The organism is Streptomyces sp. SID8352, from assembly GCF_009862265.1.
In the GTDB taxonomy this organism is placed as follows: domain Bacteria; phylum Actinomycetota; class Actinomycetes; order Streptomycetales; family Streptomycetaceae; genus Streptomyces.
This window is the reverse complement of sequence record NZ_WWGX01000088.1, coordinates 26,580-46,256: the sequence shown is the minus strand read 5'-3', so window position 1 is coordinate 46,256 and position 19,677 is coordinate 26,580. Positions and strand designations below refer to the sequence as shown.

The window sequence follows — 19,677 nt, the reverse complement described above, 5'->3', positions numbered from 1 at the left end:
GCGGGACACCGGCGCCCGAGCGGGTGACGGCGGGCGCCCCCGGGCTCCAGGGCCGGGGTCGCGGCCGCGCCGCCGCGTCGGCGCCCGGGTCAGGCGCAGGGGCAGGCCCGTTCGGGGCGCGGCTCCGCACGCCCCGAACGGTCCGGCCCGGAGCCCGGCGTCCGTCCCCGGAGAGGAGCGGCCGCGCGGGGCGTCATGGAGCCCCGGCGGGTCCCGGCCGGGGCCCGGCGCTCACGGTGTCGCGTCGCTCAGCGCCTGTTCCCGGACGCGGGCGCAGCAGCGCGTGATCAGCCGGGACACGTGCATCTGGGACAGGCCCAGGCGCGCCGCGATACGGCTCTGCGTCATGTCGTCGAAGAACCGCATGTAGAGGATGGCCCGTTCGCGCTCCGGCAGCGCCGCGAGGCCGTCCTTGACGGCCTGGCGGTCGACGACCGTGTCGAGCGCCGGGTCGGGGGCGCCGAGGGCGTCGCCGAGCGAGTAGCCGTCCTCGCTGCCGGGCAGTTCGGCGTCGAGGGACAGCGCGGTGAAGGACTCCAGCGCCTCCAGCCCCTCCCGCACGTCGTCCTCACTCAGTCCCGTCCGCTCGGCCAGGTCGGCGACCGACGGGGGGTGGCCGGAGGCCGTCGGGGCGAGTTCCCGGCCGGCCGTGCGGACGCGGTTGCGCAGTTCCTGCACCCGGCGCGGCACGTGCAGCGTCCACATGTGGTCGCGGAAGTGCCGCTTGATCTCGCCGGTGATGGTCGGGACGGCGTAGCTCTCGAAGGCGCTGCCCAGACCGGGGTCGTACCGGTCGACGGCCTTGACCAGGCCGAGGGCGGCGACCTGGCGCAGGTCCTCGTGGCTCTCGCCGCGGCTGCGGAAGCGTCCGGCGATGCGTTCGGCCATCGGCAGCCACGCCTCGACGATCCCGTCGCGGACGGCGGCGCGCTCGGGTCCGTCGGGCAGGGCGGTGAGGCGGTGGAAGGCGTCGGCGGTGTCGGGGGCGTCGTCGTGCGGGTGCTTGGCACCGGCGTGGATCGGCATGCGCGTCGCAACTCCCTCGGAGTGCGGGGCCCGTCGTCGCTCCGGGGTGCTCCGGCGGGGTGGCCGGGGCGGACGGCGCTCCGGCCGGACGGCCTCGGGCCGCGCGCGACGGGTGCCGGTGGTACGACGACACGGCCCGTGGGGGCGGGCGGTCACCGTGGGAGAAGGTCCGGGCGCCCGGACGGACGCTCCGTGGAGGGACACCTCTCCCACGGGCGTGCCTGCTGTCCGAAGCACTGAACGTGCCCCTTCCCAGCGGACCGGAGTCCAAACCCCCGTTTCCGGACGGGCGGCGGACCGGTCCGCCGAGCCACCCGGTGCGGGCCCCCGGGGATGGCCCCGCCCGGCGGCGCGCGGGCGGGGAGGGACGGGGGCGGTCCGCTGTCTCCCGCCAGGCCGACGCGCGGGACGGCGCGGGGGCACCGCACGCGGGACGCACCGGGCGCTCGGAACCAGGCGGCCGGGGACGCCGTTCCCGTTCCGTGGCAGGGACGGCGTCCTCCGGGGCGGGGCCGGGGAACACCGGCCCGCGTGGCCGCCCCGGCACGACACCGCCCCGGCCGTCCTCCCCCGGCGCGCACGCCGTCTCCGCGCACGCCCTCCCCCGCGCGCGCCGTCTCCGCGCGCGCCGTCTCCGCGCGCGGTCACCCCGTGCGGCCTCCGGGTCACCCCGCGCAACCCCCGTACCGGCGGGAACGCCCCTTCCGCTGGTCGCCGAAGCCCTCGGCGGAGAACCCGTGTCGGGGTGCTCCGTTCGGGTACGCGGTCCGCATCCCCGAAGGATGTGAGGGAGACATGCAGCGAGGCAGCGACCGGCTGAGCGCCCACCGCGACGACGAGATGAAGCACGAACTGCAGGGCATGCTGCGCTCCGGGCACCCCACCCGTACCGAGGAGTGGAACGACCCGGAGCCGACGGCCGAGGACGACCCGGAGGTCATGAACGGCCCGGTGACGCCCGACCGCGGGCCCACCCGTCTGGAGTCCCTGCGGCTGGAGCTGGCCCGGACCCTGACCCGGGGCGCCTTCCCGGCGGGCCCCGGGGAACTGGGCCGGGCCCTGCGTCTCGGCCACGCACCCGACGTCCTCGTCGAGGGCATGGAGCGGCTGCCGCGCAAGGCCCGCTACGGCAACGTCCAGGAACTGGCCGTCGCCCTGACCGAGACCGGCGGTGCCGGGCGTCCCTGAACGGCCCCGGCATCCGACGGCGTACGAAGGACACGGGTGGACGCCCGGCCCGGACGGCCCGGCGTCCACCGGAACAGGAGCCGAACCCCATGCGCATCGCATTCCTGAGCGCACCCGAGGGCGTGGAGCAGGTCGAGCTGACCGAGCCGTGGCGGGCGGCGGAGGGGGCGGGCCACCAGCCGGTGCTCGTCTCCACGCGGTCCGGCGAGATCCAGGCGTTCGACCACCTCGACAAGGCCGGCACCTTCCCCGTGGACGAGGTGGTCGGCGAGACCTCGGCCGAGGCCTTCGGCGGCCTGGTGCTGCCGGGCGGCGTGGCCAACCCCGACTTCCTGCGCACGGACGGGAGGGCCGTGGCGTTCGTGAGGGACTTCTTCGCGCGCGGCCTGCCGGTGGCCGCGATCTGCCACGCGCCGTGGACGCTGATCGAGGCGGACGTGGTCCGCGACCGGGTGCTGACCTCCTGGCCGAGTCTGCGGACCGACCTGCGCAATGCCGGGGCCACCTGGGTCGACGAGCGGGTCCGGGTCTGCGACCACGGTGAGAGCGTCCTCGTCACCAGCCGTCGGCCGGACGACCTGGAGGCGTTCTGTGCGGCCTTCCTCGCGGAGTTCGCCGAGGCGGGCGCATCGGCCACGGCCTGAGCCGCAGAGCCGCGCCCGGTCGCGGGAGCCCCGGGGCCGGGCGGTCCGCTTCCCACGTGGGCGTCGGCGGTGTCGGCCGACGGGACCGCCCTCGGCCGACACCGCCGCTCGGCGCCGCACAGGCACTGGCACCGTCCGGCGCACGGTCGGAACCGTGAATCCACCGCCCGGACGGGTGAGCACCGGCCCTCCTCACCGGACCGGGAACGGGAAGAACCGGCCGGACCCGTGTGTCCCGGGGTCTTCGGGAGCACCCCGGGACACGCGGGCCCGTGTGTCCCGGGGTGCTCCCGAAGACCGCCGGTGTGGACCGGCCCGCGAGGGAGCGATCCGCCCGGTCCACACCGAAGGGCCTGGACCGGGCGGGTACCGCCGGGGCCGGGCCCTGCGCGGCGGGACGGGAACGCGCTCAGCCCCCCGGTGCCGGTGCCGCCGCCTCGCCGCTGATCCGGCCGCGGGCGCCCTCACGGGTCCGTCCGGCGACGACCGAGCGCCGGGGGTTGCGGCGCAGCCACTCCCCCTCCAGCCGCGCCATCCGGTCGTTGTGGGCGCGCAGGGCGCCGTTCGACCCGTAGAGCAGCGTGTCGTGGCGCGTGCGGTGGATGGTCTCCAGCTCCTTCATGAGCTGCTGGTCGTCCAGCCGGGCCGGATCCACTCCGGACGGGGCGCCGTCCCGCGTGTCGTGTTCGTTCATGCCGTCCGGGTACCCGCCCCCGGGCAAGACCACCCCCGAGCGCCCCTCCGGGAGGGAGCCAGACATGGACCTCGCCTTTCTGCATCCGCTCTACGCGGACCCGGGCCCCTGGGCCTCCGTGTACGTCGATCTCTCCCGGCACACGGAGGACACGGCGCACGAACGCGAGCTGACCGCCGAGGCGATCGCCCGGGAGCTGGCGGACCAGGGCGCGGACGACGCGACCTGCCGGGCCGTGCGGGACGCGGTGAACGAGCTGCGGCACGCCTCCGACCCCCATGGACGGGCGTTGTTCGCACGGGCCGGGCGGGTGGTCCTCGACCCGCCGCTGGCGCGCGCCCCGTACGGCGGGACCACGGCGGACTGGGCACCGCTGCCGCACGTGGCGCCGCTGCTGGACCTGGCGGGCGAGGACCCGCTGTCCGTGGTGGCGTACATCGACCGCAAGGGCGCCGACTTCGAGCTGCGGACCGCGTTGGGCAGCCGGGACGCGGGCTCGGTGACCGGCAGGCAGTGGCCGCTGCACCGCACCGGCTCGGCCGACTGGTCCGAGCGCCACTTCCAGCTCCGGGTGGAGAACACCTGGGAGCACAACGCGGCTGAGGTCGCGGACGCGCTCGCGGTGTGCCAGGACGAGACCGGCGCCGACCTGCTGATCCTGGTCGGCGACGACCGGGAGCGGCGCGCGGTGCGCGAGCGGCTGCCCAAGCGGCTCCGCGACCGGGTGACCGAGGCCGGGCACGGCGCGGGCAGCCGGCTGCTGGACGGGGAGGTGGAGCGGCTGCGCGACGACCATGTGCGGGAGAGGGCGCGGGAGGACCTGGAGCGGTTCCTGGCCGCCAGGGCACCGGACGACGAGGGCCGGGCCGGAGCGGCGGAGGGCGTGCCGGCGCTGGTGGAGGCGGCCCGGGAGCACCGCATCGACGAACTGCTGGTCATCCCGGACGGGCCGGACACCCACCGCGAGGTGTGGATCGGCGAGGACGCCGACCAGCTCGCCGTGCGCCGCACGGAGCTGAGCACGCTCGGCGAGCAGAACTCCTGGGCGGCCCGCGCGGACGACGCGCTGCTGCGCTCGGTGGTGATGACCGGTGCCCCGGCCGTCTCGATGACCCCGGCGCTGCGCGGCGGCCCGGCGGACCGCGCGCCGGTGGGCGGCCTGGGCGCGCTGCTGCGCTGGCGGTGACGCCGCCGCCCCGGACCGGGGCCGCGGCGGACCCGGCCACGGAGCGCGGCGCGTGCCCCGGGCCCGGCCGGGGCCCGGCCCGGGGCGCGGTGCGTGCGCCCCCGCGCCGTACCCCGGCGGGACGGGGCGCACGGTCGGACGATGACCTGCGGGCTGCGGGCTGCGGGGAGCGCTAGCGGGCGCGCTCCACCCGGCGTTCGTCCCAGACGGGCTCCGCCGTCTCGCGGACCCGGCCGTCGCTGCCGAAGACGAGGTAGCGGTCGAAGGAGCGGGCGAACCAGCGGTCGTGGGTGACGGCGAGGACCGTGCCCTCGAAGCCCTCCAGCCCCTCCTGGAGCGCCTCGGCCGATTCCAGGTCGAGGTTGTCGGTCGGCTCGTCGAGCAGCAGGGCGGTGACGCCCTCCAGTTCCAGCAGGAGGATCTGGAAACGGGCCTGCTGGCCGCCGGAAAGCCGGTCGAAGGTCTGCTCGGCCTGCTGGGTCAGCTCGTAGCGGCGCAGCCGGGACATGGCGGCGCCCCGGTCCTGGGAGTGCTCGGTCCACAGGATGTCGAGCAGGGTGCGGCCCAGCAGCTCGGGGTGGGCGTGGGTCTGGGCGAAGTGGCCGGGCACGACGCGGGCGCCCAGCTTCCAGCCCCCGGTGTGGGCCACGGTGTCGCCGGCGAGCAGGCGCAGGAAGTGCGACTTGCCGGAGCCGTTGGAGCCGAGGACGGCGACCCGCTCGCCGTAGAAGACCTCCAGGTCGAAGGGTTTCATCAGGCCGGTGAGTTCGAGGCCCTCGCAGGTGACGGCGCGGACGCCGGTGCGCCCGCCCTTCAGCCGCATCCGGATGTCCTGCTCGCGCGGCGGCTCGGGGGGCGGTCCGGCCTCCTCGAACTTGCGCAGCCTGGTCTGCGCCGCCGCGTAACGGGAGGCCATCTCATGGCTGACAGCGGCGGCCTGCCGGAGCGTCAGCACCAGCTTCCTGAGCTGGGCGTGCTTCTCGTCCCAGCGGCGGCGCAGCTCCTCGAAGCGGGCGAAGCGCTCGCGGCGGGCCTCGTGGAAGGTGGCGAAGCCCGCGCCGTGCACCCAGGCGTCGGCACCGGCGGGCCCCGGCTCGACGGAGACGATCCGCTGGGCGGCGCGGGCCAGGAGCTCCCGGTCGTGGGAGACGAACAGGACGGTCTTGCGGGTCTCCGCGAGCCGCTCCTCGAGCCAGCGCTTGCCCGGCACGTCGAGGTAGTTGTCGGGCTCGTCGAGCAGCAGCACCTCGTCGGTGCCGCGCAGCAGGGCCTCCAGCACGAGGCGCTTCTGCTCACCGCCGGACAGGGTGCGCACCTGCCGCCACTGGGCCTTCTCGTAGGAGACGCCGAGCGCGGCGGTGGTGCAGATGTCCCAGAGGGTCTCGGCCTCGTAGCCGCGCGCTTCGGCCCAGTCGGCGAGCGCCTGGGCGTAGGCGAGCTGGGCGGCCTCGTCGTCGACGGTCATGATGGCGTGCTCGGCGGTGTCGACGGCGCGGGCGGCCTCGCGGATGCGCGGCGGCGCGACGGAGACCAGCAGGTCGCGCACGGTCGTCTCGTCCCGCACCGAGCCCACGAACTGCCGCATGACGCCGAGCCCGCCACTGATCGTGACGGTGCCGCCGTGCGGCTTCAGCTCGCCGGAGAGCAGGCGCAGCAGCGTGGTCTTGCCCGCGCCGTTGGGCCCGACGAGGGCCACGACGGAACCCTCGCCCACCCGGAAGGAGACATCGCCGAGGAGCGTCCTCCCGTCGGGCAGGTGGTACTCCAGGTGCGCGGCTTCGAGGTGACCCATGGAACCGGATTGTGCGGGGCGTCCGGGGACCGTGGCAAACCGATATCCGGGGGCGCGGGCGGGGCGCGGGCCGTGCCGGGGCCGGGGAGGACCCGCCCGGGGCGCACCGGGCGGCCGCAACCGGCGGGACCCGAGCCGGGCCCCGCCCACGCCGGGGGCCGGACCAGCGGCGGCGGGCACCGGGCCGGACCGGGGTTCGGCCCTGCCCGGGCCGGAGGGCCGGACCGGGGGCAGGGGCCGAACCCGACGTCCCGCTCCCCACCGAACGCGCCGTCGCCGGACCGGGGAGAGGCCCTGCCCTCGGCAGTGTGCCGCTCCTCGCCCACCGGGCCCGAGGGCGGCCCCGGTGGGCGGTCGGCGCGGCCGCCCGGACGTCCGGCGCGAGAAACCCCTTTCTCGGGGTAGGCGGGCAGGCATGAGCCCCGACGTCGACCTCACCCTCCCCGCACCCGGACCGCGCCCGCTGCGCGACGGCCTCATGCGGCTGGACCACCGTGTCTTCGAAGCCGTCGCCACCCGTGACTGGCCCGCCGCCACCCGTGTGCTGCCCCGGCTGAGCCGCGGCGCCAACCACGGGGTGCTGTGGGTCGCCGCCGCGGCGGCGGTGGCCGCCTCGCGCACCCCGAGGGCCCGGCGGGCCGCGGCCCGGGGGCTGGCCTCGCTGGGGCTGGCCTCCCTGACGATCAACACCCTGGGCAAGCGCTCGGTGCGCCGTTCGCGCCCCCCGCTCGACGCGGTGCCCCTGGTGCGGCGGCTGAAGCGGCAGCCGGTCACCACCTCGTTCCCGTCCGGGCACGCCGCCTCGGCCGCGGCCTTCGCGACCGGGGTGGCCCTGGAGTCCCCGGGCTGGGGCGCGGCGGTGGCCCCGCTGGCCGGGGCGGTCGCGCTGTCCCGCGTCTACACGGGGGTGCACTTCCCGAGCGACGTGCTGGCGGGCGTGCTTTTGGGCGCGGGGGCCGCGTTCGCCGTGCGGGGCCTGGTGCCGACCCGGGCGCAGCTCACCCCGCCCGCCCGGCCGCGCGCCGAGGTTCCGGCGCTGCCCGAGGGCGACGGCCTGGTCCTGGTGGCCAACATCGGCTCGGGCACCTCGGACCGGGTACGGGCGCTGTGCGACGCGCTGCCGAAGGCCGAGGTCATCGAGTGCGCGCCGGAGGAGGTGCGGGCGGAGCTGGAGGACGCCGCGGGACGGGCGCGGGTGCTCGGGGTGTGCGGCGGCGACGGCACCGTGAACGCCGCCGCCGAACTGGCGCTGCGCCACGGGCTGCCGCTCGCGGTGCTTCCCGGCGGCACCCTCAACCACTTCGCCTACGACCTCGGGGTGGAGGACGCGCGGGACCTCTGCCGGGCCCTGGAGGCGGGCGAGGGCGTCCGGGTGGACGTGGGCCGGTTCGCCTCGGGCGGGCGGCACGGGATCTTCCTCAACACCTTCAGCCTGGGCGTGTACCCCGAGCTGGTGCGCGAGCGGGAGCACTGGTCGCCCCGGATCGGCGGCTGGCCGGCGGGGGTGCTCGGCGCGGTGCGGGTGCTGCGCGCCGACCGGCACCCCCTGGAGGCCGAGGTGCGGGGGCGCAGGCGCCCGCTCTGGATGCTGTTCGCGGGCAACGGCACCTACCACCGGCGGGGGCTGGCCTCGGGCCGGCGGCTGGACATGGCCGACGGGCAGCTCGACGTGCGGGTGGTGCACGGCGGGCGGTGGCCCGCGCTGCGGCTGCTGTCGGCGGCCCTGGCCGGTCCGCTGACCCGCTCCCCCGCCCACGCGGCGGTCCGCACACCCCGGCTGCGGCTGTCCGGCGTCGCCCCCGGCACGCTGCTGGCGTACGACGGCGAGCTGACCGAGACCGAGGGCGACCTGACGCTGGAGAAGCTCCCCGAGGCGCTCACCGTCTACCGTCCGCTGAGCGGTCGCGAGCCGGGCGGGACGGCCGGCTGAACCTCCCCCGTTCGGTCCACATCGCGAAACAGCGGTCTCATCATATGGAGCGCGGGCGTACGGTGAACCTGTCGTCGGACGGGGTCCGTACCCCGCGTTCCGGCGTGCCGTCAGCCGCTTGGAGAGGGGACCAGCCATGCCCGAGCCTCGGGAGACCGCCGTCTACACCCATGGGCACCACGAGTCCGTGCTGCGCTCGCACACCTGGCGCACCGCCGCCAACTCGGCCGCCTACCTGCTCGGTTCGCTGGAGCCGCACATGACGGTCCTGGACGTCGGCTGCGGGCCGGGCACCATCACCGCCGATCTGGCGGCGCTGGTGCCCGGGGGCCGGGTGACCGGCGTGGACCGGGCCGCGGGGATCCTGGAGCGGGCGGCGGCCACCGCCGCGGGGCGCGGCCTGGCCAACGTCTCCTTCGAGGTGGCGGACGTGCAGGCGCTGCACTACCCGGACGACACCTTCGACGTGGTCCACGCGCACCAGGTGCTCCAGCACGTGAGCGATCCGGTGCGGGCCCTGCGCGAGATGGGGCGGGTGACCCGGCCGGGCGGTCTCGTCGCCGTGCGGGACGCCGACTACGCCGCCATGACCTGGTACCCGGCCTCGGCGGGTCTCGACGACTGGCTGGACCTCTACCACCGGGTGGCCCGCGCCAACGGGGGCGAGCCGGACGCGGGGCGGCGGCTCAAGGCCTGGGCGATGGAGGCGGGGTTCACCGACATCACCGCGAGCTCCGGCACCTGGACCTACGCCACTCCCGAGGAGCGGGAGTGGTGGAGCGGCCTGTGGGCGGACCGCACCCTGGAGTCGTCCTACGCCGACCGGGCCACCGAGGGCCGTCACGCGACGCCGGAGCGGCTGCGGGCCGTCTCGGCGGCCTGGCGGGAATGGGGAGCGTGTCCGGAGGGCTGGTTCAGCGTGCTCAACGGAGAGATCCTGTGCCGGAAATCCGCGTGACGCATGCCTGAACGGTGAAATCGGGGACACCAGTAGGGCAGGAGGTTGACACTATGTTTCCGCTTTTGCTCGTACTGCTTCTCGCCGTGGTCCTCTTCGGTATCGGATTCGCGGTGAAGGTCCTGTGGTGGATCGCACTGGCCGTTCTCGTCATCTGGCTGCTGGGCTTTCTCATGCGCGGCACGACCGCGGGCGGCGGCAGGGGCCGCTGGTACAAGTGGTGAGCCGCGTGCGGTGAGCCGAGGAGGGTGAGGAGAGCAGGGCTGCTGCCCCGGGAGGGTCACTCCCGGGGCAGCAGCGGTCCCAGCGGCCCGAGGTCCAGGTTCAGGTCCTCGGGCCGCAGTCCGTAGCGGTCGCGCAGCTCCGCCATGCGGTCGTCGAGCAGCATCAGGGTGAGCCCGATCCGCTCCTCCTGCTCCTCGCTCAGATCCCCCTCGTCCACGCGGCGCAGCGCCTGCCGCTCCATGAGCTGGCGCAGCAGTTCCACGACCGTCAGCACCAGTTTGACCAGATCGCGTTCGACGGTGTCGGGTTCGAGTGCGAGCCGCTTGCCGGGGTGTTCGGACATGTCACTCCCCCCAGGGCGCCGGGACGTCCCGGTTGACCGAGCTGATCAGGGCGTTGAGGTCGATGCGGACCAGATCCACGTCCGCGATGCGCAGGGTGAGGTCGCCGGTGATGACGACGCCGCCGGCCAGCAGCCGGTCGAGCAGGTCCACCAGGGCGATCTCGCGGCGCTCCACGATCACGGCGCCTCCCCGGGACGGGTCGGTCCGCCACCGGGCCCCCCGGCGGTTCCCCCGCCCGGTCCGCCCGGGCCGCCCGCGTCCTCCCGCCCGCCCCTCCTCCCGCCCGGGCCGCCCCCGCCGGGACCGCTTCCGGCCGGGCCCGACCCTCGCGGGTCCCTTCCTTCCGCTCCCGTTCCCGCCGGGCCCTGTTCCCCCGGCCCGTTTCCCGGCCGTCCGTTCCCTCCCGGATCGTTTCCTGCCGAATCCTTTCCCGCCGGGATTTTCCCTTCCGGGGCGTCCCGTCCCCCGTTCTCCTCTCCGGCGAAGGAATACGCGGCCCACGGTCCGGTCAGTTCCACGCGGATTCCGGGAGTGGTCCCGCCCTTCAGCGCGTCCACGGTCTCCACGAATTCCTCGCAGGTCTCCCGGGGCACCAGATAGGCGGCGTTGAGCACGTTCCTCCCGGCGGCCCCGGACAGCTCCGGGTTCTGCGGCGCGTGCAGCCGGGCCGCGTCGGCACGGGCGGAGAGGGCGTCGTGCAGACGCGTCGCGCACTCCTCGGCCCGGGACCAGCGCTCCTCGTCCGCACGGTTGCGCATCCGGCGCCGCCGCAGGTAATCCCGGCCCGAGGCGGGGCGGGACGCCGGGGCGGCCCCCGCCCCGGCGGGCTCCCGCTCCTGCTCGACGTACACCTTGACGCCCCATTCCACGCGACCCGCCAGCCGGTCGAGGGTGCTCCGGAAGCCGTCCCCGCGCTCCTCCATCATCGTCCGCACCCCGCTGTCGTCCCGGAAGACCGTGGCCAGCCGGAGCGGCAGCGGTGTGGTGACGGCGGTGAGCGCGTCGACGACCTGCTGATGGGCGCGGGCGGTGCCGGAGAGCCAGTCCAGGTCCTCCAGGTGCGCCCGCAGCGCCTCCTCGGAGAAGTCGGCCTCGGGCACATGGCTGACGACCGCCACCAGCCCCCGGTGGGCGAGCAGCCTCGGCGGATCGCCCGCCACCCCGGAGAGCTGGGACTGAAGGGCCGCGGCGAAGGGTCGGCAGACGGCGTAGACGTAGCGCAGTCGGGTCACGGTGCCTCCTCCCCCGGTACGCGGCCCGGTTCCAGTTCTCTGAGCCGCTGACGCAACTCGGCGTTCTCCTTCGTCAGTTCGTCCCGCCGGGCCCGCGAGGACAGCGCCGGGTCGGACTCCCACCAGTCGATGCCCATCTCCTTGGCCTTGTCCACGGAGGCGACGACCAGCCGCAGCTTGATGGTGAGCAGTTCGATGTCGAGCAGATTGATCCGGATGTCACCGGCGATGACGACGCCCTTGTCGAGCACCCGTTCCAGGATGTCGGCGAGGTTGGCGCCCTGCCCCTGGCCATAGGGGTCGGGCAGTCTGCTGGGGGTGGTCATCGACGGCTCCCGCCCTCCGCGTACTCGTCGTCCTCGTACTCGTCGTCCACGACGTCCTCGCCGTCGTCCTCGTCCTCGTCGGGGGCGACGTACTCCTCTTCGGGGTCCTCCTCGTCGTACTCGTCCTCCGGGGCGGGCTCGCCGGGGTCCTCCTCGTCGTCGTACGGCTCGTCCGGCCCGTCCACGGCCTGCGCACCGGGTTCCCCGTTCTCCTCCTCTTCCTCCTCGGCGCCGTCGTCCTCGCCGAGGGGGCCGTCCCCGTCGTCCCCGTCGTCCCCGTCGTCCTCGTCGTATCCGTCGTCCTCGTCACCGGGGGCGGTCTCCTCGTGGCCGGCCTCCGGTTCCCCGTCGCCGGGGCCGTCGCCCTCGGCCTCGTCGGGCCCCTGCTCCCGTTCCTCCTCGGCGAGCGCCTCCTCGTGGTCGCGGACGACCTCGCCGTCGCGGATCTCGCCGCGCCAGCCGTCCTCCGCCTCTCCCTTGAGGGTGACGTGGCGGACGTAGTTCTTGAGGTCGAGCCGGGCACGGCGGCCCTGGGCGCGCCAGAGGTTGCCCGTCTTCTCGAAGAGGCCCTTGGGGTAGTACTCGATGACCAGGATCACGCGGGTGAGCCGGTCGGCGAGCGGGTGGAAGCTGACGACGCCCTGGGTCGTGCCCTTGGCGCCCTCCGACGTCCAGGAGATCCGGTCGTCCGGCACCTGCTCGGTGGTCCTCGCCTTCCAACTGCGGTTGGACCAGAAGACCTTCATCTGCCAGTCGGAGGTGGTGCCGTCGGCTCGCCGGGCGCTCTTGACGCCCTTGGCGAAGGCGCTGAAGTCCTGGTAGCGGGTCCACTGGTCGTAGGCGGTGCGCAGCGGTACGCCGACGTCGGCGTACTCGATGATGACCGTGGGCCGGTTGCCGGAGCCGCCGTGGCGTCCGCCCCTGCCGCCGACCGCGTTCCGGACGGCGCCGACGACGCGCTCCTTGGCGCGGGAGGCGCCGAGTTCCAGGGCGCTGCGCAGGGGGCCCTTGCCCTCGGCCAGTTTGCGTCCGCCGTCCAGGGCGAGCCGGGCGAGGCCGGGGCTGTTGCCCTCGGCGATGTCGTTGAGCCGGTTGGTGGTCTCGCCGAGCCTGCGGCCCGCTCCGGCGAGCAACTGCTGGGCCCGCGCCGCGAGATACTCCTGTGCCTCGGCCTTGAGCCGGTCGGCCGCCTCGCTGCGGGCCAGTTCGCCGAGCGGGCTGCGCTTCGCGGCGCCGCCGACGGCGGAGGCCGCCGGTGCCGGGGTGTCCGTCACCGGTCACCACCGCCCTTCGTCCGGCCGGCGCCGGCCGTCCGCCGGGTCTCCCCCGCCCGCGGAGCCGCCGACTTCCCGGCGGACCGCGTCTTCTTGGCCGCCGTGCGGTCCTCGGGGTCGGCGGTCCTCTTCGCGGGCGTCCTCTTCGCCGACGCCTTCGCGGCGGCCCGCTTGGCGGGGGCCTTCGCGGCGGACTTCGCCGCCCCGGGCTCACCGGAGCGGGCCTGTCCCCCGGGGGCCCCACGGGTCCGGGTCCGGGTCCCGGTCCCGGTACGCCTCGCCCCGTCCCGGCCGTCGCCGGAGTCCTCCGCGGCTCCGCCGTCCCCGGTGTCCGCCGTGCCCGCCGTGTCGTCCGTGTCGTCCGGGGGCTCCGTCTCCGCCTCCGGTGCCGGCACCGCGCCGGAGAGCCGGTCGCGCATCCGCTCGGTGCGTCCGTGCAGCCGGTCGGCGAGGGCGTCCATCCGTCGTTCCACCAGGGCACCGGTCGCGGCCGTGCCCACCCCTCGCAGGTCGCCGCGGAGCTGGTCGCCGATCTCCTTCCACTGCGGGTTGTCCCGCAGGCGGGCGGAGACCAGTTCCGCGACGCCCGACGGTGTCAGGTTCAGTTTCCGGCCGGCCACCATGGTGCCCACGGCGACCGCGAGTTTCAGTTTCCTCGTGCGTCCCAGCAGATATCCGGCCCCTATCGCGAGGCCCAGTCCCGTTCGGTTCATGGCGCCGTACCGTTGCCCAATCCCGCGCCCGTGCGCGTCGCCGTCTCCAGCCGGTCCAGCAGCGCGTCCTCCTGCTGGTCGAACTGCTCCTCGGTGATCTCCCCCGCCTCCAGCGCCTCCTCCAGCCGGGCGAGTTCGGCGCGGATCGTTCCGGGGTCGTAGTAGATCCGCTCCGCCTCCCTCATCACCTGTCCGATGGCCCAGACGCTGCCGCGGGCCGGTGCCAGCGGCAGCATCAGGACCTCCGAGATGAGTCCCACGCGGCCCGTCACCCCGTCCCGGTCGGCGCCGAGCCGTGCGCGCGGCCCGCGTCGGTGCCCGCGGGCTCGGCCGGTCCGGGCTCGACGAAGCTGTACGGCGGCAGGGGGCCGTTGACCCGTACCTCCAGGTGCGGCAGGGCGGCGCGGGCGCGCTCCACGGCGGCGAGGAAGGCGTCGGCCGACTCCCGGTCCACGAGGAACGACACGTTGGCCAGCCAGCCGCTGGAGTCGGGGCCCCTGCTCACGGACTCGGCGACCGGTTCAAGGGCCCGTTCCAGCGCGGTGCCGTCCACCGCCTCCTTGCCCTTCACCGCCGCCGCGACCAGCTCGCCGAGCCGTATCCGGTCCTCGTAGTCCCCGCCCCCGGCCTGCCGGTTGGCCTCGGCCCGGGCGCGTATCTCCGGGTTCTCCGCCATCACGTGGTGCAGCACGGCCTCTTCCACGTGGTTGGCCTTGACGTTGTACTCGACGCGGCCGTCCAGCGCCCGCAGGCGCTCCCGGTAGTGCCCGGCGCGCCGGGCGAGGACGGCGGTGACCGCCGTGTCGTCCGGGGCGACGCTGCCGAACCGCATGGGAAGCACGCACCCGTCGGCGCCCGTCTCGCTGAGCACGGCCTGATGGGCCAGCAGCTCCCTGCGCTTGGGCCGCAGCCCCTCGGGGGCGTCACTGACCACGGCGGCCAGCTCGCCCTCCCTGAGGACCCGCACCGCGCGCGGCGGGTCCCCGACGCCGACCAGGCCCTCCGGGAGCGCGGGATGCGCTTCGGCCGTGATGCCGTAGACGTACGTACTCATTCCTGCTCCTCCTTCCGGCGCGACGGGGCGGCCTTGCGGGTGCGGGCCCGGGGAGCGGACTCGCCCTCGGAACCGCCCTCCCGGGCCTGCTTGAACGCGTCGGAGATGGTCTCGGCGGCGCCGGACAGCGCTCCCTTGGACTTGCCCCGGGCGCCGGACTCGGTCATCTCCCCGACCAGATCGGGCAGGCCCGGGTCCTTGCGCGGCCCGGCCTCCAGGTCGAGCCGGTTGCACGCCTCGGCGAAGCGCAGATACGTGTCGACGCTGGCGACCACGACCCGTACGTCGATCTTCAGGATCTCGATGCCGACCAGGGAGACGCGCACGAAGGCGTCGATGACGAGCCCCCTGTCCAGAACGAGTTCGAGCACGTCGTAGAGGCCGCTGCTGCCGCCTCCGCCGCCACCCTGCTGTGCCGGTACGACTGTCATTCCGGCGATACCTCCCTGTCTCCGGGTTCTCGGTTTCCGGGGTTGTTGTCGGTGTCCGGGTTGTCGCTGTCCGGTGTTCTCGGCTCTCTCTGCTCTCCCGGGTGTCCGGGGCGTCCCGGGCGTCCGGGGTCCTTGGACGCGGGGTCCTTCTCCGGATGTGCGGGGCCCTCGTCCGTGCGGCGCCGTACGGTCCCTCCCGCCGGGGCCACGGCGTGCGGGCGCGTCCCGGCGCCGCCGGGCCGTTCCCCTCGCTCACCGGCGCCTCCGCGCACGGGAAACACGACAACCCTTCCGCCGTGATTGCGCCGTGCGCGCGGCTCCCTGACGTTGCGCGCGGCTCCCTGCCGTCGGGGCCCCGGGCCGGGCGCGCCGACCCGTCCGGCGGGCGTGCCGCCGGGGTCGGCCACGCGGTCTAGCGCCCGTCGGCCCGGCCGCGCTCGTACCGCCGGGCCCGGCGGTACCCGGTGAGCGTTCCCTCGGGATCCAACTCGACCAGATAGCTCGCCATCAGGCTCATCGTGTCGGGCACCCGCTCCAGTTCGAGCACCTCGACCTCCAGCGACCAGCCCTCCTCCGTCCGTTCGAAGGACGACACGGATTCGGCGGTCAGCCCGGTCAGCTCACCGAACTGGGCACGCGCCTCGCGCAGCACCTCCATGGGGGCGGGCTGCCGGGCCGCCGCCGCGCCGCGGGACGACCCGGTTGCGCCGCGGTCGGTGCCGGTCCCGTCCCCGTCGCGGTCGCGGTGGGTGCTCGTGCCGGTCCCGTCGGTCCCGTTCCCGGTGTCGCGGCCGGCGCCGCCGTCGCTTCTGTTGTCGGTTCCGGTATGGGCGTCGTCGCCGTCGGTGGCACCGGTGCCGGCGTCCGTCCGTGACCGCCTCGACCGGGGGGAACCCTCTCGTGGGTCCTTCTGCCTTCCGGCGGTGTTCCTTGTGTCAGACATGACCACCTCCCCCTCCGTGTGGCCGCGTGCTCCCGGACCAAACCTCTGCGGTTGCGCGAATCGAAGGGATGTGCTGGGCCGGGTCGGACGCGTGACTGACGAACGGCGAGGGGGGCGCGGCGGGTGGCGCGGGCGCCGCACGGGACCTGCGGCGGGCACCCCCCGGCCCGGCCGGAGGCCGCTGCGGGGCGCGCGGGCGGGGGCGGGCCACCCGGCGGACGCGGGGTGGCAGCGTGCCGCCCGGGCGCACACGGGACGACGGCAGGCTCGGTGGCGCGCGATGCCCCCGGCCGGGTCCGGCGGGACACGAGGCTCGGGAGCGCGCAGGGGCGCGACGCGCAAGCGACGGAACCGGCGTCATGTCCGCTCACGGTCCCCGTACGCCACCGCTTGCGCCCCCCGACCACGTACGCATGACCTTCCGTCAGATCTCTGTCCGGCCCTCGGGGCACGCGCCGTTCCGGCACGCCCCGGCGCACGCCACGTCTCCGGTACTGCGGCGCGGGGGCACCGCCCGGCGGTCGCGACACGTGTCACACCTCGACGCGCCGCACCCCGGCCGCGACACGCCCCGCCGGGGAGCGGGCATGGAGCCGCCGGGGACGGCGCGCGTGGGCCTGCCGTCCCCGGCGGACGAGGGGGATCAGACGACGACCGCCTGCTCGACCAGCATCCGGCCGGCCGCCGCGATGGTCTCGGCGTCGATGCCCGCGGCGCGCAGTTGCTCGGCCGGCGTCGCGGAGCCCGGCATCGTGTCCACCGCCAGCCGCACCAGGCGCGGCACGGGCCGCCCGTCGCGGAAGGCGTCGAGGACCGCGTCCCCGAGGCCGCCCTGGGGCCGGTGGTCCTCCACCGTCAGCAGGCAGCCGGTGTCCTCGGCCGCCCTGCGCAGCGTCTCGCGGTCGACCGGCTTGACCGAGTACAGGTCGATCACCCGGACCGGGATGCCCTCCCGGTCGAGCACATCGGCGGCGGTCAGCGCCTCGTGGACGGTGACGCCCGCCGCGACGACGGTCAGCCGGTCCCCGGCGCCGGACCGCAGCACCTTGCTCCCGCCGACGGGGAACTCCTCGTCGGGACCGTAGATCACCTCGCTCGCGCCGCGCGAGGTGCGCAGATAGCGGATGCCGTCCAGGTCGGCCATCTCCGCGACGAGCCGGGCCGTCTGGTTGGCGTCGCACGGGTAGAGCACCGTCGTGCCGTGCAGGGCCCGCATCATCGCCAGGTCCTCCAGGCCCATCTGGCTGGGCCCGTCCTGGCCGATGGAGACCCCCGCGTGGGAGCCGACGAGATTGATGCCGGAGCCGCTGACCGCGGCCATCCGCGCGAAGTCGTGCGCGCGGGTGAGGAAGGCCGCGAAGGTGGAGGCGTACGGCACCCAGCCGCGCGCCGCCATCCCGACCGCGACGGCGACCATCTGCTGCTCCGCGATGTAGCACTCGAAGTAGCGCTCGGGGTGCTCCTTGGCGAAGTACTCGGCGCGGGTGGAGTCCCCGACCTCGCCGTCCAGGGCGACGACATCGCCGCGGGCGGAGCCCAGGGCGGTCAGGGCCTCGCCGAAGGCGTCACGGGTGGCGACCCGTTCGCCCCTGCGGTACCGGGGCGGTTCGATCCGCCCGGTGCCCCCGGTGTACGGCGCCGGGGTGGCGGGCGGCCCGGCCACCCGGACGCGCAGGCCCTCGCGCGGGCCGCCGAGTTCCGCGACGGCCTCGTCGGCGTCGGGCAGCGGTTTGCCGTGCTGCCCCTCCCGGTTCTCCACGGCCGCGACTCCCTTGCCCTTGATGGTGCGGGCGATGACGGCGGTGGGCTGGCCCCGGGTGGACAGGGCCTCGCCGTAGGCGCGGTCGACGGCGTCCACGTCATGGCCGTCGATCTCGACCGTGTGCCAGTCGAAGGCCCGGAAGCGGCGGGCGTAGGCGTCCAGGTCGTGGGCGTGCCGGGTGGGACCGCGCTGGCCGAGCCGGTTCACGTCGACGATCAGGACGAGGTTGTCCAGGTGCTCGTACCCGGCCTGCTCGGCGGCCTCCCACACGGAGCCCTCCGCCATCTCGCTGTCACCGCACATCACCCACACCCGGTAGTCGGCGTGGTCCAGCCGCTTGCCGGCGAGCGCGATGCCGACGCCGACGGGCAGGCCCTGGCCGAGCGATCCGGTGGCCGTCTCGACCCACGGCAGCCGCCGGGGCGTGGGGTGCCCCTCCAGACGGCTGCCCAGGGTGCGGAAGGTGAGGAGTTCGTCGTCGTCGATGGCCCCGGCCGCCTTGTACGCGGAGTACAGCAGCGGGGATGCGTGCCCCTTGGAGAGGACGAAGCGGTCGTTGCCGGGGTGGTCGGGATGGTCGAAGTCGTAGCGCAGGTGGCGGGCGAGCAGGACGGCCATCAGATCCGCAGCCGACATCGACGAGGTCGGATGTCCGGACCCCGCGGCCGCGGCGGCCCGGACGCTGTCGACGCGCAGTTGCCGGCCGAGTTCGGTGATCTCTCCGGTGTTCATGAATCTCCTTTCGCCCGCCCGTCGGAACGCTTGACGGGACCGGGCGCGACGTCTGGGCCGGGCGGGGGCTGACCGGGGGGCGCCTCCGGCCCGGGATCGGACGGCACCCCGCGACCCCGGTGACGGGTCGGGGTGCCGGGGGCCGCGTTCGCCGTGCGAGTGCCCGACGGGCGCTCGGGCATGGCACGGGCCCCGGGCGGCGGCTTGGGCTTGGGCTTGGCCCGGGTGCCCGGCGGCGGCTTGGGGATGCCGTGGGCACGGGACGGCGGCCCGGGGGGCTTGGTGTGGGTCCCGGGGGGGCTGGGGGTCGTTCCGGGCGGCTTCTCCGCCGTGGGCGGCTTCCCCGCCGGGGACGGCTGTCCCGCCGGGGGCGGTTGCTCTGCCGGGGGCTGGGGACCGGCGGGGCCCGGGCCGGAGTGGGGACGGGGGCCGGACCTCGGCGGGGCGGCCGGGGATGACGGTTCCGCGCCGGTGGGCCCGCTCGACGGGGGCGCTGCGGCGGGTGGCCCGGGCGCGGGAGGGGAGCCGGGCGCGGGGGGTCCGGGCGCGGGAGGTCCGGCCGTGGGGGGCCCACCGGGGGGCGGTCCGGCAGTGGGGTGGGGCTCGGAGGCGGGCCCCCGGGCGCCCTTCCGGCCGTGGGGAGGACCGGGCTTGGGGTGCGCGCCGGGGGGCTCGGCAGGCTCGGGGTGCGCGCCGTGGGGAGGGCCGGGCTTCGGGCGCCCGCCGCCGTGAGGCTCGGCAGGCTCGGCGTGCGCGCCGTGAGGCGGAGCGGACTTCGGGTCCCCGCCGTGGCGCTGGGCCGGTTGGGGGTGCGCACCGTGAGGCGGAGCGGGCTGCGAGCGCCCGCCATGAGGCTCGGCAGGCTCAGTCTGCGCGCCGGGTGGAGGGCCGGGCTTCGGGCGCCCGCCATGAGGCTCGGCAGGCTCAGCGTGCGCGCCGGGGGGAGGGCCGGGCTTGGGGTGGGCGCCGGGCGCGCCGGGCGCGCCGGTCTTCGCCTCCCGACCGCGGTCGGCTCGCGGTGTCGCGGCGGCACCGGCCGCCCGGCCGGACTTCCCGGAACCGTCGGCGGAGCCAGGGCTCCCCGTGCCGTCGGCGGAGCCAGGGGTCCCGGGGCGGTCGGCGGGGCCGGGTCGCGCGGAGCCATCGCCGGGGGCGGGCGCCGCGGACCGGCTCGTAGTGCCGTGGGCCCCGGATGCGCCTGCACGGCCGGATGTCCCGTGACC

Annotated in this window: 18 protein-coding genes and 2 pseudogenes; 6 read left to right on the top strand and 14 right to left on the bottom strand. The window is 75.7% G+C overall.

Going from position 1 to position 19,677, the window contains the following annotated elements; genetic code table 11:
* Positions 1 to 231: 231 nt before the first annotated feature.
* Positions 232 to 1,026 (bottom strand): RNA polymerase sigma factor SigF, encoded by a 795-nt coding sequence (locus GTY84_RS26085; protein ID WP_161228840.1) that lies wholly within the window; start codon positions 1,024 to 1,026, stop codon positions 232 to 234.
* A 795-nt stretch (positions 1,027 to 1,821) separates the two neighbouring features.
* On the opposite strand from GTY84_RS26085, the gene GTY84_RS26080 reads away from it, so the two are divergent.
* The gene (locus GTY84_RS26080) at positions 1,822 to 2,214 is read left to right on the top strand and encodes a DUF2795 domain-containing protein (protein ID WP_161228839.1); all 393 of its coding nucleotides are present in this window, start codon (positions 1,822 to 1,824) and stop codon (positions 2,212 to 2,214) included.
* 89 nt (positions 2,215 to 2,303) lie between these two features.
* Complete coding sequence (locus GTY84_RS26075) at positions 2,304 to 2,858, top strand: type 1 glutamine amidotransferase domain-containing protein (protein WP_161228838.1); 555 nt, start codon at positions 2,304 to 2,306, stop codon at positions 2,856 to 2,858.
* Positions 2,859 to 3,267: 409 nt separating this feature from the next.
* On the opposite strand, the gene GTY84_RS26070 is transcribed toward GTY84_RS26075, so the two are convergent.
* Entirely contained in the window at positions 3,268 to 3,552 is a 285-nt protein-coding gene (locus GTY84_RS26070; RefSeq protein WP_161228837.1) for a DUF6158 family protein, read from the bottom strand.
* Between the two features lie 64 nt (positions 3,553 to 3,616).
* Between GTY84_RS26070 and GTY84_RS26065 the strand changes: the two genes are divergently transcribed.
* Positions 3,617 to 4,738, top strand: coding sequence for a Vms1/Ankzf1 family peptidyl-tRNA hydrolase (locus GTY84_RS26065; RefSeq protein ID WP_161228836.1), 1,122 nt, complete (start codon positions 3,617 to 3,619; stop codon positions 4,736 to 4,738).
* A gap of 172 nt (positions 4,739 to 4,910) precedes the next feature.
* Here the strand turns inward: GTY84_RS26065 and GTY84_RS26060 are convergent, their stop codons facing one another.
* Positions 4,911 to 6,530, bottom strand: coding sequence for an ATP-binding cassette domain-containing protein (locus tag GTY84_RS26060; protein WP_161228835.1), 1,620 nt, complete (start codon positions 6,528 to 6,530; stop codon positions 4,911 to 4,913).
* Positions 6,531 to 6,945: 415 nt separating this feature from the next.
* Here GTY84_RS26060 and GTY84_RS26055 point away from each other — a divergent pair, with 415 nt between their 5' ends.
* From GTY84_RS26055 to GTY84_RS26045, 3 genes are all read left to right on the top strand, one after another.
* On the top strand, positions 6,946 to 8,460 hold the full coding sequence (locus GTY84_RS26055) for a bifunctional phosphatase PAP2/diacylglycerol kinase family protein (protein WP_161228834.1): 1,515 nt from the start codon (positions 6,946 to 6,948) through the stop codon (positions 8,458 to 8,460).
* A 136-nt stretch (positions 8,461 to 8,596) separates the two neighbouring features.
* Positions 8,597 to 9,418: a methyltransferase domain-containing protein gene (locus GTY84_RS26050; protein WP_161228833.1), complete on the top strand. Its 822-nt coding sequence runs from the start codon at positions 8,597 to 8,599 to the stop codon at positions 9,416 to 9,418.
* Positions 9,419 to 9,471: 53 nt separating this feature from the next.
* Positions 9,472 to 9,642 carry a hydrophobic protein gene (locus tag GTY84_RS26045; protein WP_161228832.1) on the top strand — a complete coding sequence of 57 codons (171 nt, stop codon included), beginning with the start codon at positions 9,472 to 9,474 and terminating at the stop codon, positions 9,640 to 9,642.
* Between the two features lie 56 nt (positions 9,643 to 9,698).
* Here GTY84_RS26045 and GTY84_RS26040 read toward each other — a convergent pair whose 3' ends face one another.
* The 11 genes and pseudogenes from GTY84_RS26040 to GTY84_RS25990 form a co-directional block, all read right to left on the bottom strand.
* The gene (locus GTY84_RS26040; RefSeq protein WP_161228831.1) at positions 9,699 to 9,986 is read right to left on the bottom strand and encodes a gas vesicle protein K; all 288 of its coding nucleotides are present in this window, start codon (positions 9,984 to 9,986) and stop codon (positions 9,699 to 9,701) included.
* A gap of 1 nt (position 9,987) precedes the next feature.
* Positions 9,988 to 10,167, bottom strand: coding sequence for a gas vesicle protein (locus tag GTY84_RS26035; protein ID WP_161228830.1), 180 nt, complete (start codon positions 10,165 to 10,167; stop codon positions 9,988 to 9,990).
* Between the two features lie 290 nt (positions 10,168 to 10,457).
* A pseudogene (locus tag GTY84_RS26030) lies at positions 10,458 to 11,219 on the bottom strand (GvpL/GvpF family gas vesicle protein); the annotation flags it as partial.
* On the bottom strand, positions 11,216 to 11,545 hold the full coding sequence (locus tag GTY84_RS26025) for a gas vesicle protein (RefSeq protein WP_161228829.1): 330 nt from the start codon (positions 11,543 to 11,545) through the stop codon (positions 11,216 to 11,218). The gene GTY84_RS26025 and the pseudogene GTY84_RS26030, both read right to left, overlap by 4 nt.
* Positions 11,542 to 12,819, bottom strand: a complete 1,278-nt coding sequence (locus GTY84_RS26020) for an SRPBCC family protein (RefSeq protein ID WP_161228828.1) — start codon at positions 12,817 to 12,819, stop codon at positions 11,542 to 11,544. Before GTY84_RS26020 ends, GTY84_RS26025 begins: the two co-directional genes overlap by 4 nt.
* Positions 12,816 to 13,532 carry a DNA primase gene (locus tag GTY84_RS26015; RefSeq protein WP_161228827.1) on the bottom strand — a complete coding sequence of 239 codons (717 nt, stop codon included), beginning with the start codon at positions 13,530 to 13,532 and terminating at the stop codon, positions 12,816 to 12,818. Before GTY84_RS26015 ends, GTY84_RS26020 begins: the two co-directional genes overlap by 4 nt.
* Positions 13,529 to 13,792, bottom strand: coding sequence for a gas vesicle protein GvpG (locus GTY84_RS26010; RefSeq protein WP_161228826.1), 264 nt, complete (start codon positions 13,790 to 13,792; stop codon positions 13,529 to 13,531). The genes GTY84_RS26015 and GTY84_RS26010 overlap by 4 nt, the downstream gene beginning before the upstream one ends.
* An 8-nt stretch (positions 13,793 to 13,800) precedes the next feature.
* Entirely contained in the window at positions 13,801 to 14,586 is a 786-nt protein-coding gene (locus GTY84_RS26005; RefSeq protein WP_161228825.1) for a GvpL/GvpF family gas vesicle protein, read from the bottom strand.
* Entirely contained in the window at positions 14,583 to 15,017 is a 435-nt protein-coding gene (locus GTY84_RS26000; RefSeq protein ID WP_161228824.1) for a gas vesicle structural protein GvpA, read from the bottom strand. The genes GTY84_RS26005 and GTY84_RS26000 overlap by 4 nt, the downstream gene beginning before the upstream one ends.
* A 412-nt stretch (positions 15,018 to 15,429) precedes the next feature.
* A pseudogene (locus tag GTY84_RS25995) lies at positions 15,430 to 15,690 on the bottom strand (gas vesicle protein); the annotation flags it as partial.
* A gap of 913 nt (positions 15,691 to 16,603) precedes the next feature.
* The gene (locus GTY84_RS25990; RefSeq protein ID WP_161228823.1) at positions 16,604 to 18,454 is read right to left on the bottom strand and encodes a transketolase; all 1,851 of its coding nucleotides are present in this window, start codon (positions 18,452 to 18,454) and stop codon (positions 16,604 to 16,606) included.
* Positions 18,455 to 19,677 lie beyond the last annotated feature (1,223 nt).